Annotated in this window: 14 protein-coding genes and 1 riboswitch; of the genes, 2 read left to right on the top strand and 12 right to left on the bottom strand. The window is 63.0% G+C overall.

Annotated features, from left to right (window positions below; genetic code table 11):
* Nucleotides 1–118: 118 nt before the first annotated feature.
* Nucleotides 119–3,865, bottom strand: a complete 3,747-nt coding sequence (gene cobN / locus VC352_RS13440) for a cobaltochelatase subunit CobN (protein WP_322980054.1) — start codon at nucleotides 3,863–3,865, stop codon at nucleotides 119–121.
* A 127-nt stretch (nucleotides 3,866–3,992) separates the two neighbouring features.
* Complete coding sequence (gene cobW / locus VC352_RS13435; RefSeq protein ID WP_322980053.1) at nucleotides 3,993–5,042, bottom strand: cobalamin biosynthesis protein CobW; 1,050 nt, start codon at nucleotides 5,040–5,042, stop codon at nucleotides 3,993–3,995.
* A gap of 94 nt (nucleotides 5,043–5,136) precedes the next feature.
* A riboswitch (cobalamin riboswitch) is annotated at nucleotides 5,137–5,332 on the bottom strand.
* Nucleotides 5,333–5,418: 86 nt separating this feature from the next.
* Between cobW and VC352_RS13430 the strand changes: the two genes are divergently transcribed.
* Both VC352_RS13430 and cobM read left to right on the top strand, forming a co-directional pair.
* Nucleotides 5,419–5,856 (top strand): cobalamin biosynthesis protein, encoded by a 438-nt coding sequence (locus VC352_RS13430; RefSeq protein ID WP_322980052.1) that lies wholly within the window; start codon nucleotides 5,419–5,421, stop codon nucleotides 5,854–5,856.
* Nucleotides 5,853–6,608 (top strand): precorrin-4 C(11)-methyltransferase, encoded by a 756-nt coding sequence (cobM, locus tag VC352_RS13425; protein ID WP_322980051.1) that lies wholly within the window; start codon nucleotides 5,853–5,855, stop codon nucleotides 6,606–6,608. The genes VC352_RS13430 and cobM overlap by 4 nt, the downstream gene beginning before the upstream one ends.
* 222 nt (nucleotides 6,609–6,830) lie before the next feature.
* Here the strand turns inward: cobM and VC352_RS13420 are convergent, their stop codons facing one another.
* The 10 genes from VC352_RS13420 to atpA form a co-directional block, all read right to left on the bottom strand.
* Nucleotides 6,831–7,061 (bottom strand): hypothetical protein, encoded by a 231-nt coding sequence (locus VC352_RS13420; RefSeq protein WP_119692619.1) that lies wholly within the window; start codon nucleotides 7,059–7,061, stop codon nucleotides 6,831–6,833.
* Nucleotides 7,058–8,908 carry a glutamine--fructose-6-phosphate transaminase (isomerizing) gene (glmS, locus tag VC352_RS13415; protein WP_322980050.1) on the bottom strand — a complete coding sequence of 617 codons (1,851 nt, stop codon included), beginning with the start codon at nucleotides 8,906–8,908 and terminating at the stop codon, nucleotides 7,058–7,060. The genes VC352_RS13420 and glmS overlap by 4 nt, the downstream gene beginning before the upstream one ends.
* A gap of 11 nt (nucleotides 8,909–8,919) precedes the next feature.
* Complete coding sequence (locus VC352_RS13410; RefSeq protein WP_322980049.1) at nucleotides 8,920–9,690, bottom strand: DeoR/GlpR family DNA-binding transcription regulator; 771 nt, start codon at nucleotides 9,688–9,690, stop codon at nucleotides 8,920–8,922.
* A 73-nt stretch (nucleotides 9,691–9,763) separates the two neighbouring features.
* Nucleotides 9,764–10,375 (bottom strand): LysE family transporter, encoded by a 612-nt coding sequence (locus tag VC352_RS13405; protein ID WP_322980048.1) that lies wholly within the window; start codon nucleotides 10,373–10,375, stop codon nucleotides 9,764–9,766.
* Between the two features lie 50 nt (nucleotides 10,376–10,425).
* A complete protein-coding gene (locus VC352_RS13400; protein WP_322980047.1) occupies nucleotides 10,426–10,935 on the bottom strand; it encodes a M23 family metallopeptidase in 510 nt (169 codons plus the stop codon).
* 14 nt (nucleotides 10,936–10,949) lie between these two features.
* Complete coding sequence (gene glmU / locus VC352_RS13395; RefSeq protein ID WP_322980046.1) at nucleotides 10,950–12,311, bottom strand: bifunctional UDP-N-acetylglucosamine diphosphorylase/glucosamine-1-phosphate N-acetyltransferase GlmU; 1,362 nt, start codon at nucleotides 12,309–12,311, stop codon at nucleotides 10,950–10,952.
* A gap of 117 nt (nucleotides 12,312–12,428) precedes the next feature.
* On the bottom strand, nucleotides 12,429–12,854 hold the full coding sequence (locus tag VC352_RS13390) for a F0F1 ATP synthase subunit epsilon (RefSeq protein ID WP_322980045.1): 426 nt from the start codon (nucleotides 12,852–12,854) through the stop codon (nucleotides 12,429–12,431).
* Between the two features lie 80 nt (nucleotides 12,855–12,934).
* Nucleotides 12,935–14,311 carry a F0F1 ATP synthase subunit beta gene (gene atpD / locus VC352_RS13385; RefSeq protein WP_268180114.1) on the bottom strand — a complete coding sequence of 459 codons (1,377 nt, stop codon included), beginning with the start codon at nucleotides 14,309–14,311 and terminating at the stop codon, nucleotides 12,935–12,937.
* A 30-nt stretch (nucleotides 14,312–14,341) separates the two neighbouring features.
* Nucleotides 14,342–15,202, bottom strand: a complete 861-nt coding sequence (gene atpG, locus VC352_RS13380) for a F0F1 ATP synthase subunit gamma (RefSeq protein ID WP_013717978.1) — start codon at nucleotides 15,200–15,202, stop codon at nucleotides 14,342–14,344.
* 50 nt (nucleotides 15,203–15,252) lie between these two features.
* Entirely contained in the window at nucleotides 15,253–16,797 is a 1,545-nt protein-coding gene (gene atpA / locus VC352_RS13375; RefSeq protein WP_322980044.1) for a F0F1 ATP synthase subunit alpha, read from the bottom strand.
* Between the last annotated feature and the right edge of the window lie 15 nt (nucleotides 16,798–16,812).

The following is a 16,812-nucleotide window of genomic DNA, read 5'->3' as shown; positions in this document are numbered from 1 at the left end:
TGGGAGAGGGGCCGGGGGAGAGGGTTTATCCAGCGACACCGAGCGACCTGAACCACCCTCTCCCCAGCCCTCTCCCGCAAGCGGGAGAGGGAGCACAACACCGCCGCACTCAAGCGCTTCATGACTCCTCACTATCGAGCAGCAGGTTTTCCAGCGCTTCGCGGTACTCGCCGGGATTCTCCCACAGGCCGCGCTGCTGGGCTTCCAGCAGGCGTTCAAGGATGTCGTTGAGCGCGCCAGGGTTGTGTTGCTGGATAAAGTCGCGGGTGTCCTTGTCCAGCAAATAGGCATCGGTCAGCAGCGCGTATTGATGGTCGTCGACCAGCTCGCTGGTGGCGTCGAAGGCGAACAGGTAGTCGATGGTTGCGGCCAGCTCGAAGGCGCCCTTGTAGCCGTGGCGCTTCATGCCTTCGATCCACTTGGGGTTGGCAGCACGGGCACGTACCACGCGGTTCAGCTCTTCCTTCAAGGTACGGATACGCGGCGTATCCGGCTGGCTGTTGTCGCCAAAGTAGCTGGCCACCTTGAGCCCGCGCAGGGTTTCCACCGCCGCCAGCATGCCGCCCTGGAACTGGTAGTAGTCGTTGGAGTCGAGGATGTCGTGCTCACGGTTGTCCTGGTTATGCAGCACCGCCTGCATCTGCTCCAGGCGCTCGACGAAGCGCTGCCGCGCAGGCAGCCCCTCGGCGCCGCTGCCGTAGGCGTAGCCGCCCCAGTTCAGATACACCTCGGCCAGATCCGCACGGCTTTGCCACAGGCGTTCCTCGATGGCGTTCTGCACCCCGGCGCCATAGGCGCCCGGTTTGGCGCCGAACACCCGCCAGCCGGCCTGCCGCCGCGCTTCGGCTTCGTCCAGGCCACCGTCCTTGAGCGCCAGCGACTCGCGCCAGACCCGCGCGGACAGCGGGTTCATGTCTTCCGGTTCGTCCAGCTCGATCACCGCCTGCACGGCCTCGTCGAACAGGCGAATCAGATTGCTGAAGGCATCGCGGAAAAAGCCCGACACACGCAGGGTTACGTCCACCCGGGGCCGGCCAAGCTGTTCCAGCGATAAGACCTCGAAGCGCTCGACGCGCTGGCTGCCCGGCTGCCAGACCGGGCGCACGCCAAGCAGCGCCATGGCCTGGGCGATATCGTCGCCACCGGTGCGCATGGTCGCCGTGCCCCACACCGACAGACCGAGTTGGCGCAGGTGGTCACCTTCGTCCTGCAGATGGCGCTCCAGCAGACGATCCGCGGCCTGCACGCCGAGGCGCCAGGCGGTCGGCGTGGGCAGATGGCGCACGTCGACGGTGAAGAAGTTACGCCCGGTGGGCAGCACGTCGAGGCGCCCGCGACTCGGCGCGCCGCTCGGCCCGGCAGGGACGAAACGCCCCTCAAGCGCCGCCAGCAAGCCGCCCATCTCGGCGTCGCCGCAGGCATCCAGCAGCGGTGCGATATGCTCGGCCAGGCCGTCTAGGATCAGCCCCACCCCGGCGCCGAAAGCGTCGATTTGCTCTCCGTTCAGGCGCCGTACGATCAACTCCAGTGCTAACAGCTCCAGGCGCTCACGGGTATCACCGACGGTACGCCACAGGCTGTTATCCACAGCCTGCAACGCCTGTGGACGTAGCCCTTGCCAGAGCTGGCCCATATCACAGTCCAGCGGATCGAGGCTCAGCTCCAGGCCACGGGCCAGCGCGCGCAGCAGGCTGGCATTGGCGCCCTGGCCATCGCCACGGGGGATACGCAGCAGCGCCAGCAAGGTGTCGCGACGCAGTTGTCCACTGGGCGACTCGCCAAATACGTGCAGGCCATCGCGAATCTGCGATTCCTTGAGGTCGCACAGGTAGGCGTCGAGCTGCGGCAACCAGCTATCACCGTCGTCGTTGAGTTGTAGGCCCAGTTCGCGGTCGAGGCTGGCCTCGCGCACCTTGGCCAGAATCTCGCCGCGTAGCTCGACAGCGCGGCGCTGGTCGAGCTGGCTGGCGTCGTAGTACTCGTCGGCCAGGCGCTCCAGATCGCGCAGCGGGCCGTAGCTCTCGGCGCGGGTCAACGGCGGCATCAGGTGGTCGATGATCACCGCCTGGGTGCGCCGCTTGGCCTGCGCGCCTTCGCCCGGGTCGTTGACGATAAAGGGATAGACGTTGGGTAGCGGGCCGATCAGCGCCTGCGGCCAGCAGCCTTCGGAAAGACCGACGCTCTTGCCCGGCAGCCACTCCAGGTTGCCGTGCTTGCCGACATGGATCAGCGCGTCGGCGGCGAAGGCCGTGCGCAGCCAGGCGTAGAAGGCGATATAGCCGTGCGGCGGCACCAGATCGGGGTCGTGGTACACCGCCGCCGCGTCCAGTTGATAACCGCGCGCCGGCTGGATGCCAACGAAGGTCAGGCCGAAGCGCAGGCCGGCGACCATCATCCGCCCACTGCGGAACATCGGGTCATCCTGCGGCTCGCCCCAGCGTTCGCGCACTGCCTGCTGGTTGGCAGCGGGTAGGCTGTGGAAAAACGCCAGGTAATCGTCCAGCGCCAGGCTTTGCGCACAGGGCCGCGTATCCAGGCCATCGAGATCGTTGGTGACGCCACCGAGCAGGCTGTGGACAAGTGCGGTACCGCTGTCCGGCAGGTTATCCACTGGATAACCGTGCTGCTGTAGCGCCAGCAGAATATTGAGCGCGGCGGCGGGCGTATCCAGGCCAACGCCGTTGCCAATGCGGCCATCGCGGGTCGGGTAGTTGGCCATGATCAAGCCGATTCGCTTCTGATCGTTGCTTTTGATCGCCAACTGGCACCAGTTCCTCGCCAGTTCCGCGACATAAGCCATACCCGGTTCATGCGCCTGGTAGCACACCACATCGCTCTGGCTACGCTCGCTGCGCCAGGCCAGGCCCTTGAAGCTGATAGCGGTACCGATCAGCCGGCCATCCAGCTCGGGCAGCACTACGTGCATGGCCAGGTCGCGCGAACCCAGGCCCTGGGCGCTGGCGTGCCACTGCGCCTGGTTGTCCAGCGAGCAGATGGCCTGCAGCACCGGAATATCACGACGGAACACCCGCGTCTGCGGCGCCTCGGGGTTGGACAGGGCGAAGCCGGTGGTATTGATGATCAGCGCAGCGTTGGTTTCGTCCAGCCAGGTCTGCACCTGATCCAGGCAGGCCGCCTCCTTGAGGCTGGCCACGGCAATCGGCAGTGGGTTGAGCCCCTGCGCGATAAGGTGCTGGCAGAAGGTATCGACGAAGGCGGTGTTCGCCGATTGCACATGGTTGCGGTAAAACAGCAGCGCCACCACGGGCGCCTCCGGTTGCCACTGCGCCTGCCAGTCAGCCAGCGCCGCCGGGCTGCGCTGCGGGTGATAGAGGCCGACGCGCGGCAGCGGTTGCGGCTCCTGCCACGTGTCGTCCCGGCTCAGCCAGCGGTTGCCGATGCAGCGGAACAACTGGCGGGCATTCTCCAAGCCGCCCTGGCGCAGGTACTGCCAGAGGCGCTGGCTGTCTTCTTCACCGACATTGCCGAGGGCATTCAACTCCGGGTCGGGCTTGTCGTCGCCCGGCACCATGATCACCGTGGCGCCGCGCGCGCCCAGCTCAACCAGGCGCTCCACACCGTAGCGCCAGTAGCTGACCCCTCCATGCACCGAGATCAGGATGACCTTGGCGTGCTGCAGCACCTGCTCGACGTAGTAGTCCACCGAGGCGTTGTTGCTCAGCTGCGCCGGGCTGGCCAGGCGCAGGCTGGGGTAGTCCTCAGGCAGTTGCCGGGCGGCTTCAGCCAGCAACGACAGATGCGAATCGCCCGTGCACAGGATCACCAGCTCGGCAGGCGTCTGGCCAAGGTCGGCGATGCTGTCAGCCGGCAGTTGGGCGCCGGGTTGGGTGCGCAGTAAGTGCATATTCGCTCTGTGGGAGGGGCTTTAGCCGCGATTGGTCTTAGCGCCGTAGGGTGTACTCAGTTATCCGGCGGACTGTTCGCTTCGCTCCTGAGTCCGCCCTACGATCGAGTACGCCCTACGCTCTGTATCAGGCCAGCGCCGCTTTCAGCTCGGCCTCGATGGCCGAGCGGTCAAGCTGCTGGCCGATCACCACCAGGCGGCTGACACGCGGCTCGTCAGCCAGCCAGGCGCGGTCGAAGTGACGGTCAAAGCGCTGGCCCACACCCTGCACCAGCAGGCGCATGGGTTTGCCAGGGATCGCTGCGAAACCTTTCACCCGCAGGATGCCGTACTTGGCCACAGCGTCTTTCAGTGCGGCGAGCAGGCGCGGCTCCTCTGTTTCCGGTAGTTCCACGTGGAACGAGTCGAATTCCTCGTGATCGTGGTCGTCGTCTTCATCGTCGTGATGGGTGCGGCGATTTTCGATATGCAGCTCGGTTTCGCTGTTCAGGCCCAGCAGCACGTCCAGCGGCAGCTCACCACCGTGCGCCTCGATCACCTTGACCGCTGGCGGCAACTCCTCGGCCACCTCGGCGCGCACGGCAGCGAGCGCCTCGGCGTCGAGCAGGTCGGCCTTGTTGAGGATCACCAGGTCGGCGCTGGCCAGTTGGTCGGCGAACAGCTCGTGCAGCGGCGACTCGTGGTCGAGGTTGGGGTCGAGCTTGCGCTGCTCGTCCACCTGGTCGGGGAAGGCAGCGAAGGTGCCGGCGATCACTGCAGGGCTGTCGACCACGGTAATTACCGCGTCGACCGTGCAGGCGTTGCGGATTTCCGGCCAGTTGAAGGCCTGCACCAGCGGCTTGGGCAATGCCAGACCACTGGTCTCGATGAGGATATGGTCGAGATCGCCGCGGCGCGCCACCAGCTCACGCATCACCGGGAAGAACTCTTCCTGCACGGTGCAGCACAGGCAGCCGTTGGCCAGTTCGAAAACTCGGCCATTGGCCTCCTCCTCGCTGCAGCCGATGGAGCACTGCTTGAGGATCTCGCCATCGATGCCCAGTTCACCGAACTCGTTGACGATCACCGCGATACGGCGGCCGCCGGCATTGGCCAGCAGGTGGCGCAGCAGGGTGGTTTTGCCGGCACCGAGAAAACCGGTGACGATGGTGACAGGCAGTTTGGCGAGGGTTTTCATCAAGGGCCCCGTGGCGTCGGTAGGTTCGGCGGACGGGTACGCGCAGGCGGGCACACAAGGGCGTGCTGGCCGCGTCGGATCACCCCGTCCGAGCAAATGGCTGGTCTGTCGAGGCAGGTCTCCTGGCTCACGGCGTGCGCGTTGCGCATCCTTCACCTTCCCGCCTGAGGCAGTGGTGTATCGAAGGGTTTACGACCGTTCACAGTTGCGGGGGCAGCCAGGGCATCGACCCTGTTCCCTCTTAGCTCCTCGGCGCCATGCCGGGAAGAACCTCGAAAGCGAGAAGGCTACGCAGGCCACGGCGGCCGGTCAATCGCGGTTGACCGCTGGCAGGTGCCATGATGAGCTACGCCACCGCTCAGTCCGAATGTCACTCATGTTGCCGACCACCTCCGATCATCCTTCTGCCTCATCGATCCAGGTCGTTGCCGGGCTGGGATGTCGCCGTGGCTGCAGCCTGGACGAGTTGATCGACCTGCTTATCCACAGCCTGGCCCAGCATGAGCTGACGGTGGACAACATAGTCGGCCTGGCCAGCATCGCCCACAAGCGCGACGAAGCCAGCCTGCATGAACTGGCTGAGCACCTGGCCCTTGAGTTGGTGTTTTTCGCCCCCGAGCAACTGAGCCCCTATCAGGCCTTGACCGCCGGCAATGCATTGACCCAGGCAGCCACAGGCAGTCCCGCCGTAGCGGAGCCTTGTGCCCTCGCACTGGCAGCGCGCATGGGCGCATCGCCCTGCCTGCTCGGCGAGAAAAACCGTAGTGCCAGCGCCACCTGTGCACTGGCCACCTTCGATAGAGAACCTGCATGACCGTCTACTTTATCGGTGCTGGCCCCGGCGACCCCGAACTGATCACCGTCAAGGGGCAACGCCTGATCCGCTCGTGCCCGGTGATTCTCTACGCCGGCTCGCTGGTGCCCGAGGCGGTGCTGCAGGGCCACAGCGCCGAACAGGTGGTGAACACTGCCGAGCTGAACCTGGGCGAGATCATCACGCTGCTGCACCAGGCCCATAAGCGCGGCCTGGACGTGGCCCGCGTGCACTCGGGCGACCCGTCGCTGTACGGCGCCATTGGCGAACAGATTCGCGAGCTGCGCGCGCTCGGCATCCCCTTCGAGATCATTCCCGGCGTTACCGCCACCGCTGCCTGTGCGGCGTTGCTGGAATCCGAGCTGACTCTGCCGGGCATCGCCCAGACGGTGATTCTTACCCGCTACGGCACCACTTCGCCGATGCCTGAGGGCGAGCAACTGCATGACCTGGCGCGGCACCGCGCAACCCTGGCCATCCACCTCGGTGTACGCCATCTGCCGGCCATCGTCGACAAACTGCTGCCGCACTATGGCGCCGACTGCCCCATCGCGGTTATCCACAGAGCGAGCTGGCCGGATCAGGACTGGGTGCTGGGCACACTGACCGATATCGAAGAGAGGGTCGCCGCCAAGGACTTCCGCCGCACGGCGCTGATCCTGGTCGGTCGCGTACTCGATCCAGGTGCCTTCGCGGAATCTGCGCTGTATGACGCAGCGCATCGGCACCTCTACCGTCCCGGCACTGATTGAACTCTGGCGAGAAACCGTACAAAGCGCTGAAAGCCTTGCTATGTATGGCTTTCAGCGCTTTATCAACAGGATAGGAAGCGACTTATCCAATCACCCTGTGGATAGTGGGCAAGCTGGCGAGCACTTTCTGTACAACTGGCTGTAAGGCCCTATTCGCAATGGCTTCAGCCAACTGTCACGAGGATATCCACAGCTTGATCCACGCCAACTGTGAGCAACTATTCAGAGCTGTACTTCCACCCGTTTGATGCCCAAGCCGCGCAGCTCGACCATCAACGCATCCAGACTGGTAAAGGTCTGCACCTGCTCAGCATCGTCCACCAGAAAGAAGCTGCGGCCCGCATCCTTGTTGAAGAACACGATCCATTCGCTGGTATTGGCCGGGTTGACCATGACCTGGGTGTGGAAAACCACGCCATCGGCCAACCGCTCGATCACGTCCTGGCGCTTCATTCGACTGTCACGCTCTTGGCCAGGTTACGCGGCTGGTCGACGTCGGTGCCCTTGAGCACGGCAACGTAATACGACAGCAACTGCAGCGGCACGGTGTAGAGGATGGGCGCGAGCAGGTCGTGGATATGCGGCATGGCCACCACATGGGTGCCCTCGCCGTTGCTCATGCCAGCCTGCTGGTCAGCGAAGACGATCAGCTCGCCGCCCCGGGCGCGCACTTCCTGCAGGTTGGACTTGAGCTTTTCCAGCAGCTCGTTGTTCGGCGCCACGGTAACCACCGGCATGTCGGCGTCGACCAGGGCCAGCGGGCCGTGCTTGAGCTCGCCAGCGGGATAGGCTTCGGCGTGGATATAGGAGATTTCCTTGAGCTTAAGCGCCCCTTCCATGGCTACCGGGTACTGCGCACCACGACCCAGGAACAGGCTGTGGTGCTTCTCGGCGAACAATTCGGAGATTTTCTCCACGGTCTTGTCCATGGCCAGCGCTTCGCCCAGGCGGGTCGGCAGGCGGCGCAGTTCTTCGACCACCTGTGCTTCCAGCGCTTTGTCCAGCGTACCGTGCACCTGACCGAGGGCCAGGGTCAGCAGCATCAGGCCGACCAGTTGGGTGGTGAAGGCCTTGGTCGAGGCCACGCCGATTTCCGGGCCAGCCTGGGTCAGCAGGCACAGGTCGGATTCACGCACCAGTGAGCTGGTGCCGACGTTGCAGATCACCAGGCTGGCCAGGTAGCCGCCCTGCCCCGGTGCCTTCTCCTTGGCATTACGCAGCGCGGCCAGGGTGTCGGCGGTCTCGCCTGACTGCGAGACGCTGACGAACAGGGTATCCGGCTGTACCACCACCTTGCGGTAGCGGAACTCGCTGGCCACTTCGACCTGACAGGGAATGCCAGCCAGCTCTTCCAGCCAGTAACGGGCGACCATGCCGGCGTGGTAGCTGGTGCCGCAGGCGACGATCTGCACGTTCTTGACCTTGGCGAACAGCTCGGCGGCCTGTGGGCCGAAGGCCTGCACCAGTACGTGATCACTGCCCAGGCGGCCTTCCAGGGTGCGCTGTACCACCTTGGGCTGCTCGTGGATCTCCTTGAGCATGAAGTGGCGGTACTCGCCCTTGTCGGCGGCCTCGGCGCCTTCGTGGTACTGCACGGCTTCGCGCTGCACCGGCTGGCCAGCGGCGTCCCAGATCTGCACGCTGTCGCGACAGATTTCGGCGATATCGCCTTCTTCCAGGTACATGAAGCGGTCGGTGACCTGGCGCAGAGCCAGTTGATCGGAAGCGAGGAAGTTTTCGCCCAGACCCAGACCGATCACCAGCGGGCTGCCACTGCGCGCGGCGAGCAGACGATCCGGCTGTTTGGCGCTGATCACCGCCAGGCCATAGGCGCCATGCAACTCGGGAATCGCGGCCTTGAGCGCGGCGGTCAGGTCGCCGAGCTGCTGCAACTTGTGATCGAGCAGGTGGACGATGGTTTCGGTATCGGTGTCCGAGGTGAAGACGTAGCCCAGGCCCTTGAGGCGCTCGCGCAGCTCTTCGTGGTTCTCGATGATGCCGTTGTGCACCACGGCCAGCTCGTGCCCGGAGAAATGTGGGTGGGCGTTACGCTCGCTCGGCGCGCCATGAGTGGCCCAGCGGGTATGGGCGATGCCCAGACGCCCAGCCAGCGGTTCGGCCTGCAGGGCGGCCTGCAGTTCGCTGACCTTGCCGACCCGGCGGCGACGATCCAGCGCGCCCTGTTCGGTCAGTAACGCCACGCCGGCGCTGTCATAGCCGCGATACTCCAGGCGCTTGAGCCCTTCGACCAATACCGGGGTGATGTTGCGCTCGGCGATGGCGCCTACGATTCCGCACATGGTGCTCTCCTTCAGTTTTCCAGCGGCGCGAGGATCAGCTGGATGCCGCGCGCGCGTATCTGTTCGGCGGCCTGGGCATCCAGGCGCTCGTCGGTGATCAGGGTATGGACGCTGCTCCAGGGCAGCTCCAGGTTGGGAATGCGCCGGCCGATCTTGTCGCTTTCGACCATGACGATGACTTCGCGTGCCACTTCGGCCATGACCCGCGACAAGCCCAGCAGCTCATTGAAAGTGGTGGTGCCACGCGCCAGGTCGATGCCGTCGGCGCCGATGAACAGTTGGTCGAAGTCGTAGGAGCGCAGCACCTGTTCGGCGACCTGGCCCTGGAACGACTCGGAATGCGGATCCCAGGTGCCGCCGGTCATCAGCAGCACCGGCTCGTGCTCAAGTTCGCGTAGGGCGTTGGCCACGTTGAGCGAGTTGGTCATTACCACCAGGCCGGGCTTGTGGCCAAGCTGCGGAATCATCGCTGCCGTGGTGGTGCCGCTGTCGATGATGATGCGCGCATGCTCGCGGATACGCGCCACACCGGTGCGGGCGATGGCCTGCTTATGCGGGGAAATGGGCTGCGTCGGCTCGCCGATCAGTTCCTGTGGTACGGGCACAGCGCCGCCGTAACGACGCAACAGCAGGCCGTTCTTTTCCAGGGCGGCGAGATCCTTGCGAATGGTCACTTCGCTGGTGGCAAAGTGCTGCGCCAGGGCGTCCACGGACACTTCGCCCTGCTCGGCGAGCAAGGCGAGAATGGTGTGGCGACGTTGCGGCGTGTTGCGCTTCGACATGCTTAAGTTTCGATTCGAAAGATAATGGCGCGAATCAAAACATATGATCGAAAAGCCCGCAAGCGTCCGTCGCTCAGTTCAGCGTCAGTTTGACCCCGAAACCGACCAGACAAAGCCCTGCCAGTTTCTCCAGACCTCTGGCAATTCGCGGATTGGCGCGCATGCGCTCGGCGAGAAAGTGCGTCAGCAGCACGATCAGCAGGCCATAGAGGAAGGTCAGCGCCATGATGGTCACGGCCATGAAAGCGAACGTCACCAGCCCCTGATGTCGCTCGGGGTCGATGAACAGTGGGAAGAAGGCCATGTAGAAGATGATGGCCTTGGGATTGAACACGGTGATCACCAGGGTTTGCCACAGGTAACGGCGTGGCTTGATCTCCAGCGTCGGCGCTGCACCGGGTTTGGCCAGGATCATGCGTAACCCCAGATAGACCAGGTAGGCCGCACCGAGCCACTGCACCAGATGAAAGGCCGCAGGATAGGCTTTGAGCAGGGCGGCAACGCCGGCCACCGCCAGCCACAACAGCACCTGGTCGCCGAAGATGATGCCGAAGGTCGAGGCCAGCCCACCGCGAATACCGCCCTTGCCGGTGGACAGAATCAACGCCAGGTTACCCGGCCCGGGAATCGCCAGCAGAATGATGAAGGCCACCACGAAGGCGGCGTAATCCGTCACACCGAACATGCCAAAGCTCCTGGCTACGCGAAGTTATCAACAAGCAGGCCTCGGACTCCTCAACGAATCGGCAGAATCGCGTTGGGATCGAGGTAGAACATTTTCTTCCAGCCCTGGGTCGAGTCGTCCGCGCGCCAAGGCAATGGCAGCAAGCTGACGAGCGAGTAGTGTAGATGGGCCGGTTTGCCGCGTGCGTTCCCCGTGTCGCCAACGCTACCGAGCAGACTGCCAGTCAGCAGTGGCTGGCCTGGATAGACGTCGATGCTGTGCAAATGGGCGTAATAGTGCAGACGCCACTTAGGGCCCAGCACCAGCACAACCTTGCCACCTTGCTGGATTTCTCCGCGGAACAGCACCACACCGTAGCTGGTAGCACGCACGGGTGTACCCAGCTTGGCGAATATATCGATGCCCTTGTGCACACCGGAACGGCCCCAGGGCTCGAACCAGAAGGTCTGCGGATTCCAATCTCGGGCACTGGCACCTTCCACCGGAATTCGCGGCCATTCAGGTAGCACGCCCCAGGTCAGCAACAATACGAGCACGATCCAACGTTTACGCAGTGGCATCCTTGCCGGCTCCTTCAGGCCTTCTTGGTCGGCCGCTTCCAGCCTTCGATATTGCGCTGCTTGGCGCGGCCGACGGCCAGCGTGTCGGCCGGTACATCGCTGGTCACCACCGAGCCGGCGCCCGTGGTGGCGCGGTCACCTAGCGTTACCGGAGCCACCAGCGCACTGTTGGAACCAATGAAGACGTCCTCGCCCATGACAGTGCGGAATTTGTTGGCACCGTCATAGTTGCAGGTGATGGTGCCGGCGCCGATGTTGGTGCGCGCACCGATCTCGGCATCGCCCAGGTAGCTCAGATGGCCAGCCTTGGCGCCCTCGCCCATGACCGCGTTCTTCAGTTCGACGAAGTTACCCACATGGGCCTTGGCGCCCAACTTGGTACCGGGGCGCAGACGGGCGAACGGGCCGCAATCAGCGCCCTCGCCCATCTCCGCACCTTCCAGATGGCTGTTGGCCTTAACGATGGCGCCCTTGCGCAGCACCGAGTCCTTGATCACGCAGTTCGGGCCGATCTGCACATCGTCCTCGATGATCACCTTGCCTTCGAGGATGACGTTGATGTCGATGGTCACGTCGCGGCCCACCGTCACCTCACCGCGTACATCGAAGCGCTGTGGATCGCGCAGGGTCACGCCCTGCGCCATCAGGCGACGGGCCATGCGCTGCTGGTAGTGAGATTCGAGCTGCGCGAGCTGAATACGGTCATTGGCGCCCAGCACCTCCATCTCGTCTGCGGCACGCTCGGTGGCGACGGTCAGGCCATCGGCCACGGCCATGGCGATCACGTCGGTCAGGTAGTACTCGCCCTGGGCATTGCTGTTGGACAGACGCCCCAGCCAGTCGGCCAGGCGCTTGCCCGGCACGGCGAGGATGCCGGTGTTGCCTTCGCGGATCTGTCGCTGCGCTTCGCTGGCGTCCTTGTGCTCGACGATGGCCTGCACCACACCGCTGCCATCCCGGACGATACGCCCGTAACCCGTCGGGTCAGCCAGCTCGACGGTGAGCAGGCCCAGTTGATCGTCGCTGACCAGTGCCAGCAGACGCTGCAGGGTCACGGGTTCGATCAGCGGGACATCGCCATAGAGAATCAGCACGGTCTCAGCACTGAGCTGCGGCAGGGCCTGGGCCACGGCATGGCCGGTACCGAGTTGTTCGGCCTGGATGACGAAATTCAGGTCGTCGGCCGCCAGTCGCTCGCGCACCTTGTCGGCGCCATGGCCGATCACCACCTGAATGCTGCTCGGCTGCAGGCTGCGCGCGGTGTGGATGACATGACCGAGCATGGGCTTGTCAGCCACCGGGTGCAGCACCTTGGGCAAAGCGGAACGCATGCGGGTGCCTTGGCCGGCAGCGAGGATGACGATATCGAGCGACATGAACGAAGATTCCTTGGCGACCACCGGCACGCGAGGTGCCAGCAGAATCAAACGGCAGAAAAAGAAAAAGGGTAGCCAAGGCTACCCTTTCTCAAACAGCGATTGAAGCCGGTGGTATCAACCGCCGAACTTCTTGCGCAGCTGCTGGACGGTACGCAGCTGAGCTGCGACTTCGGCCAGGTGAGCGGCGGCGGAACTGTAGTTGAACTCAGAACCCTGCTCGCTCAGCGCCTTCTCAGCGGCCTTGAGGGCCTCCTGAGCAGCGGCTTCGTCGATGTCGGCGGCGCGCTGCACGGTGTCGGCGAGAACCTTGACCATGTTCGGCTGCACTTCGAGGAAACCACCGGAGATGTAGAACACCTCGTCCTCGCCACCTTGCTTGATCAGGCGGATCGGACCCGGTTTCAGGTCAGTGATCAGCGGCGCGTGGCCCGGAGCGATACCCAGATCACCCAGGTTGCCGTGCGCAATCACCATCTCCACCAGGCCGGAGAAGATCTCCGCTTCCGCGCTGACGATATCGCAATGGACTGTCATAGCCATACGCTTGCCTCAGGTTACAGGCTGTGGACAACCTGAGTTATCCACAAACCTGACGCGCCCGTTGCCAGGCGCGTGGGTGATTACAGTTTCTTCGCTTTCTCGATGGCTTCGTCGATGCTGCCGACCATGTAGAAAGCCTGCTCCGGCAGGTGGTCGTAGTCGCCCTTGAGGATGCCGCTGAAGCCAGCGATGGTGTCCTTGAGGGAAACGTACTTGCCTGGCGAACCGGTGAAGACTTCGGCCACGAAGAACGGCTGGGACAGGAAGCGCTGGATCTTACGAGCGCGCGATACCAGCTGCTTGTCCGCTTCGGACAGCTCGTCCATACCCAGGATGGCGATGATGTCCTTCAGTTCCTTGTAACGCTGCAGCACGTACTGAACACCACGAGCGGTTTCGTAGTGCTCGTTACCGATGACGTTCGGATCCAGCTGACGGCTGGTGGAGTCCAGCGGGTCAACGGCCGGGTAGATACCCAGGGAAGCGATGTCACGGGACAGTACGACGGTGGCGTCCAAGTGGGCGAAGGTGGTCGCCGGGCTCGGGTCGGTCAGGTCGTCCGCAGGTACGTATACGGCCTGGATCGAAGTAATGGAGCCTTTCTTGGTGGAGGTAATACGCTCCTGCAGAACGCCCATCTCTTCGGCCAGAGTCGGCTGGTAACCTACTGCCGACGGCATACGGCCGAGCAGTGCGGATACTTCGGTACCGGCGAGGGTGTAACGATAGATGTTGTCGACGAACAGCAAAACGTCACGGCCTTCGTCACGGAACTTCTCGGCCATGGTCAGGCCAGTCAGTGCTACGCGCAGACGGTTGCCTGGTGGCTCGTTCATCTGACCGTAGACCAGGGCTACCTTGTCGAGAACGTTGGAGTCCTTCATCTCGTGGTAGAAGTCGTTACCCTCACGAGTACGCTCACCCACACCGGCGAACACGGAATAACCGCTGTGCTCGATGGCGATGTTACGGATCAGTTCCATCATGTTTACGGTCTTGCCGACACCGGCACCACCGAACAGACCCACTTTACCGCCCTTGGCGAACGGGCAGACCAGGTCGATAACCTTGATGCCGGTTTCCAGCAGGTCGTTACCGCCGGCTTGCTCGGCATAGCTCGGTGCAGCGCGGTGGATTTCCCACTGCTCTTCTTCACCGATGGGGCCGGCTTCGTCGATCGGGTTGCCCAGTACGTCCATGATACGGCCCAGGGTCGCTTTACCGACCGGTACCGAGATGGCCTTGTGGGTACGGGTGATGTCCAGACCGCGCTTGAGGCCTTCGGTCGAACCCATCGCAATGGTACGTACCACGCCGTCGCCCAGCTGCTGCTGAACTTCCAGGGTGGTTTCGGCGCCGACTACTTTCAGCGCCTCGTATACGGCTGGCACCTGATCACGCGGGAATTCCACGTCGATAACGGCGCCGATGATTTGAACGATACGTCCGCTACTCATCTTTGGTTCCTCTGAATATTTGAACCGTTCTTAAACCGCGGCAGCGCCGCCGACGATTTCCGAAATCTCTTGGGTGATCGCTGCCTGACGCGCCTTGTTGTAGATCAGCTGCAGGTCTTTGATGAGCTGGCCAGCGTTGTCGGTGGCGTTCTTCATCGCGATCATCCGCGCAGCCTGCTCGGCCGCACTGTTCTCGACCACTGCCTGGTAAACCTGCGATTCGACATAGCGAACCATCAGGCCATCGAGCAGTTCCTTGGCATCGGGCTCGTACAGATAGTCCCAGTGATGCTTGAGGTCTTGATCCGGATCGGCCACCAGGGGAACCAACTGCTCCACTGTAGGCTTCTGCGTCATGGTATTGATGAACTTGTTCGAGACCACGGACAGACGGTCGATACGCCCCTCGAGGTAAGCGTCGAGCATGACCTTGACACTACCGATCAGGTCATTGATCGACGGCTCTTCACCGAGGTGGCTGATCGCAGCGACGACATTGCCACCAAAGTTGCGGAAGAATGCCGCGCCTTTGGAGCCAATCACGCAGAGATCGATCTCCACGCCTTGCTCGCGATCTTTCGCCATGTCCTTGACCAGGGCCTTGAACAGGTTGGTGTTCAAGCCACCGCACAGACCACGGTCACTGCTCACCACCACATAACCGGCGCGCTTAACAGGGCGCTCGATCATGAAGGGATGGCGGTACTCCGGGTTGGCGTTGGCCAGATGACCAATCACCTGGCGGATACGCTCCGCGTAGGGACGGCTAGCTGCCATGCGCTGTTGAGCCTTGCGCATTTTGCTGACCGCCACTTTTTCCATGGCGCTGGTGATCTTCTGCGTGCTTTTGATGCTCGCAATCTTGCTGCGAATCTCTTTTGCGCCTGCCATTTCACACCTATCGGGTTAGCAGGCGGGCGTCTTGCGACGCCCGCTGCGGCTTACCAGGTTTGGGTGGCTTTGAACTTCTCGATACCGGCTTTGATGCCCGCGTCGATTTCGTCGTTGAAGTCACCTTTCACGTTGATCTTGGCCATCAGATCGGCCAGCTCACGGTTGAAGTAGCCCAGCAGGGCTGCTTCGAAGGCGCCAACTTTGTTCACTTCCACGTCGGTCAGGAAGCCGCGCTCGGCAGCGTACAGGGACACGGACATGTCGGCGATCGACATGGGCGCGTACTGCTTCTGCTTCATCAGTTCGGTAACACGTTGACCGTGCTCGAGCTGCTTGCGGGTGGCTTCGTCCAGGTCAGAGGCGAACTGAGCGAATGCTGCCAGTTCACGGTACTGAGCCAGAGCGGTACGGATACCACCGGAGAGCTTCTTGATGATCTTGGTCTGGGCTGCACCACCCACACGGGATACCGAGATACCGGCGTTGACGGCCGGACGGATACCCGAGTTGAACATGGCCGATTCCAGGAAGATCTGACCGTCGGTGATCGAGATCACGTTGGTCGGAACGAACGCGGAAACGTCGCCAGCCTGGGTTTCGATGATCGGCAGAGCGGTCAGGGAACCGGTCTTGCCAGTCACGGCGCCATTGGTGAACTTCTCGACGTACTCTTCGGAAACGCGGGAAGCGCGCTCCAGCAGACGGCTGTGGAGATAGAACACGTCGCCCGGGTAGGCTTCACGGCCTGGCGGACGGCGCAGCAGCAGGGAGATCTGGCGGTAAGCCACGGCCTGCTTGGACAGGTCGTCGTACACGATCAGAGCGTCTTCGCCGCGGTCGCGGAAGTATTCGCCCATGGTGCAACCGGCGTAAGGAGCCAGGAACTGCAGTGCAGCGGATTCGGAAGCGGAAGCGGCGACCACGATGGTGTTGGCCAGCGCACCGGATTCTTCCAGCTTGCGCACGACGTTGGCGATGGTCGATTGCTTCTGACCGATTGCCACGTAGACGCAGCGGATGCCGCTGTCTTTCTGGTTGATGATGGCGTCGACGGCCAGAGCCGTCTTACCGATCTGACGGTCACCGATGATCAGCTCACGCTGGCCACGGCCTACCGGGATCATGGCATCGACCGACTTGTAACCGGTCTGTACCGGCTGGTCGACCGACTTACGCCAGATCACGCCCGGTGCAACCTTCTCAACAGCGTCAGTAGCCTGCGCGTTGATCGGGCCTTTGCCGTCGATCGGGTTACCCAGGGCATCGACCACGCGACCCAGCAGTTCCGGACCAACCGGGACTTCCAGGATGCGGCCGGTGCACTTGGCGCTCATGCCTTCTGCAAGGCTGGTGTAAGCACCCAGCACTACAGCACCCACGGAGTCTTGCTCCAGGTTCAGCGCCATACCGTAGACGCCGTCCGGGAACTCGATCATTTCGCCGTACATGACGTCGGCCAGACCGTAGATGCGCACGATGCCGTCGGAAACGGAGACGATGGTGCCTTCGTTGCGGGCTTGGGAGGCGACGTCGAGTTTCTCGATGCGCCCCTTGATGATTTCACTAATTTCGGAAGGATTGAGTTGCTGCATAGCTCTGCTGCCCCT

The sequence above is a fragment of the Pseudomonas sp. C11 genome (assembly GCF_034683865.1).
Taxonomy (GTDB): Bacteria; Pseudomonadota; Gammaproteobacteria; order Pseudomonadales; family Pseudomonadaceae; genus Aquipseudomonas.
Note: the sequence above shows the minus strand (reverse complement) of the source record. Positions and strands in the feature narration are given on the sequence as shown.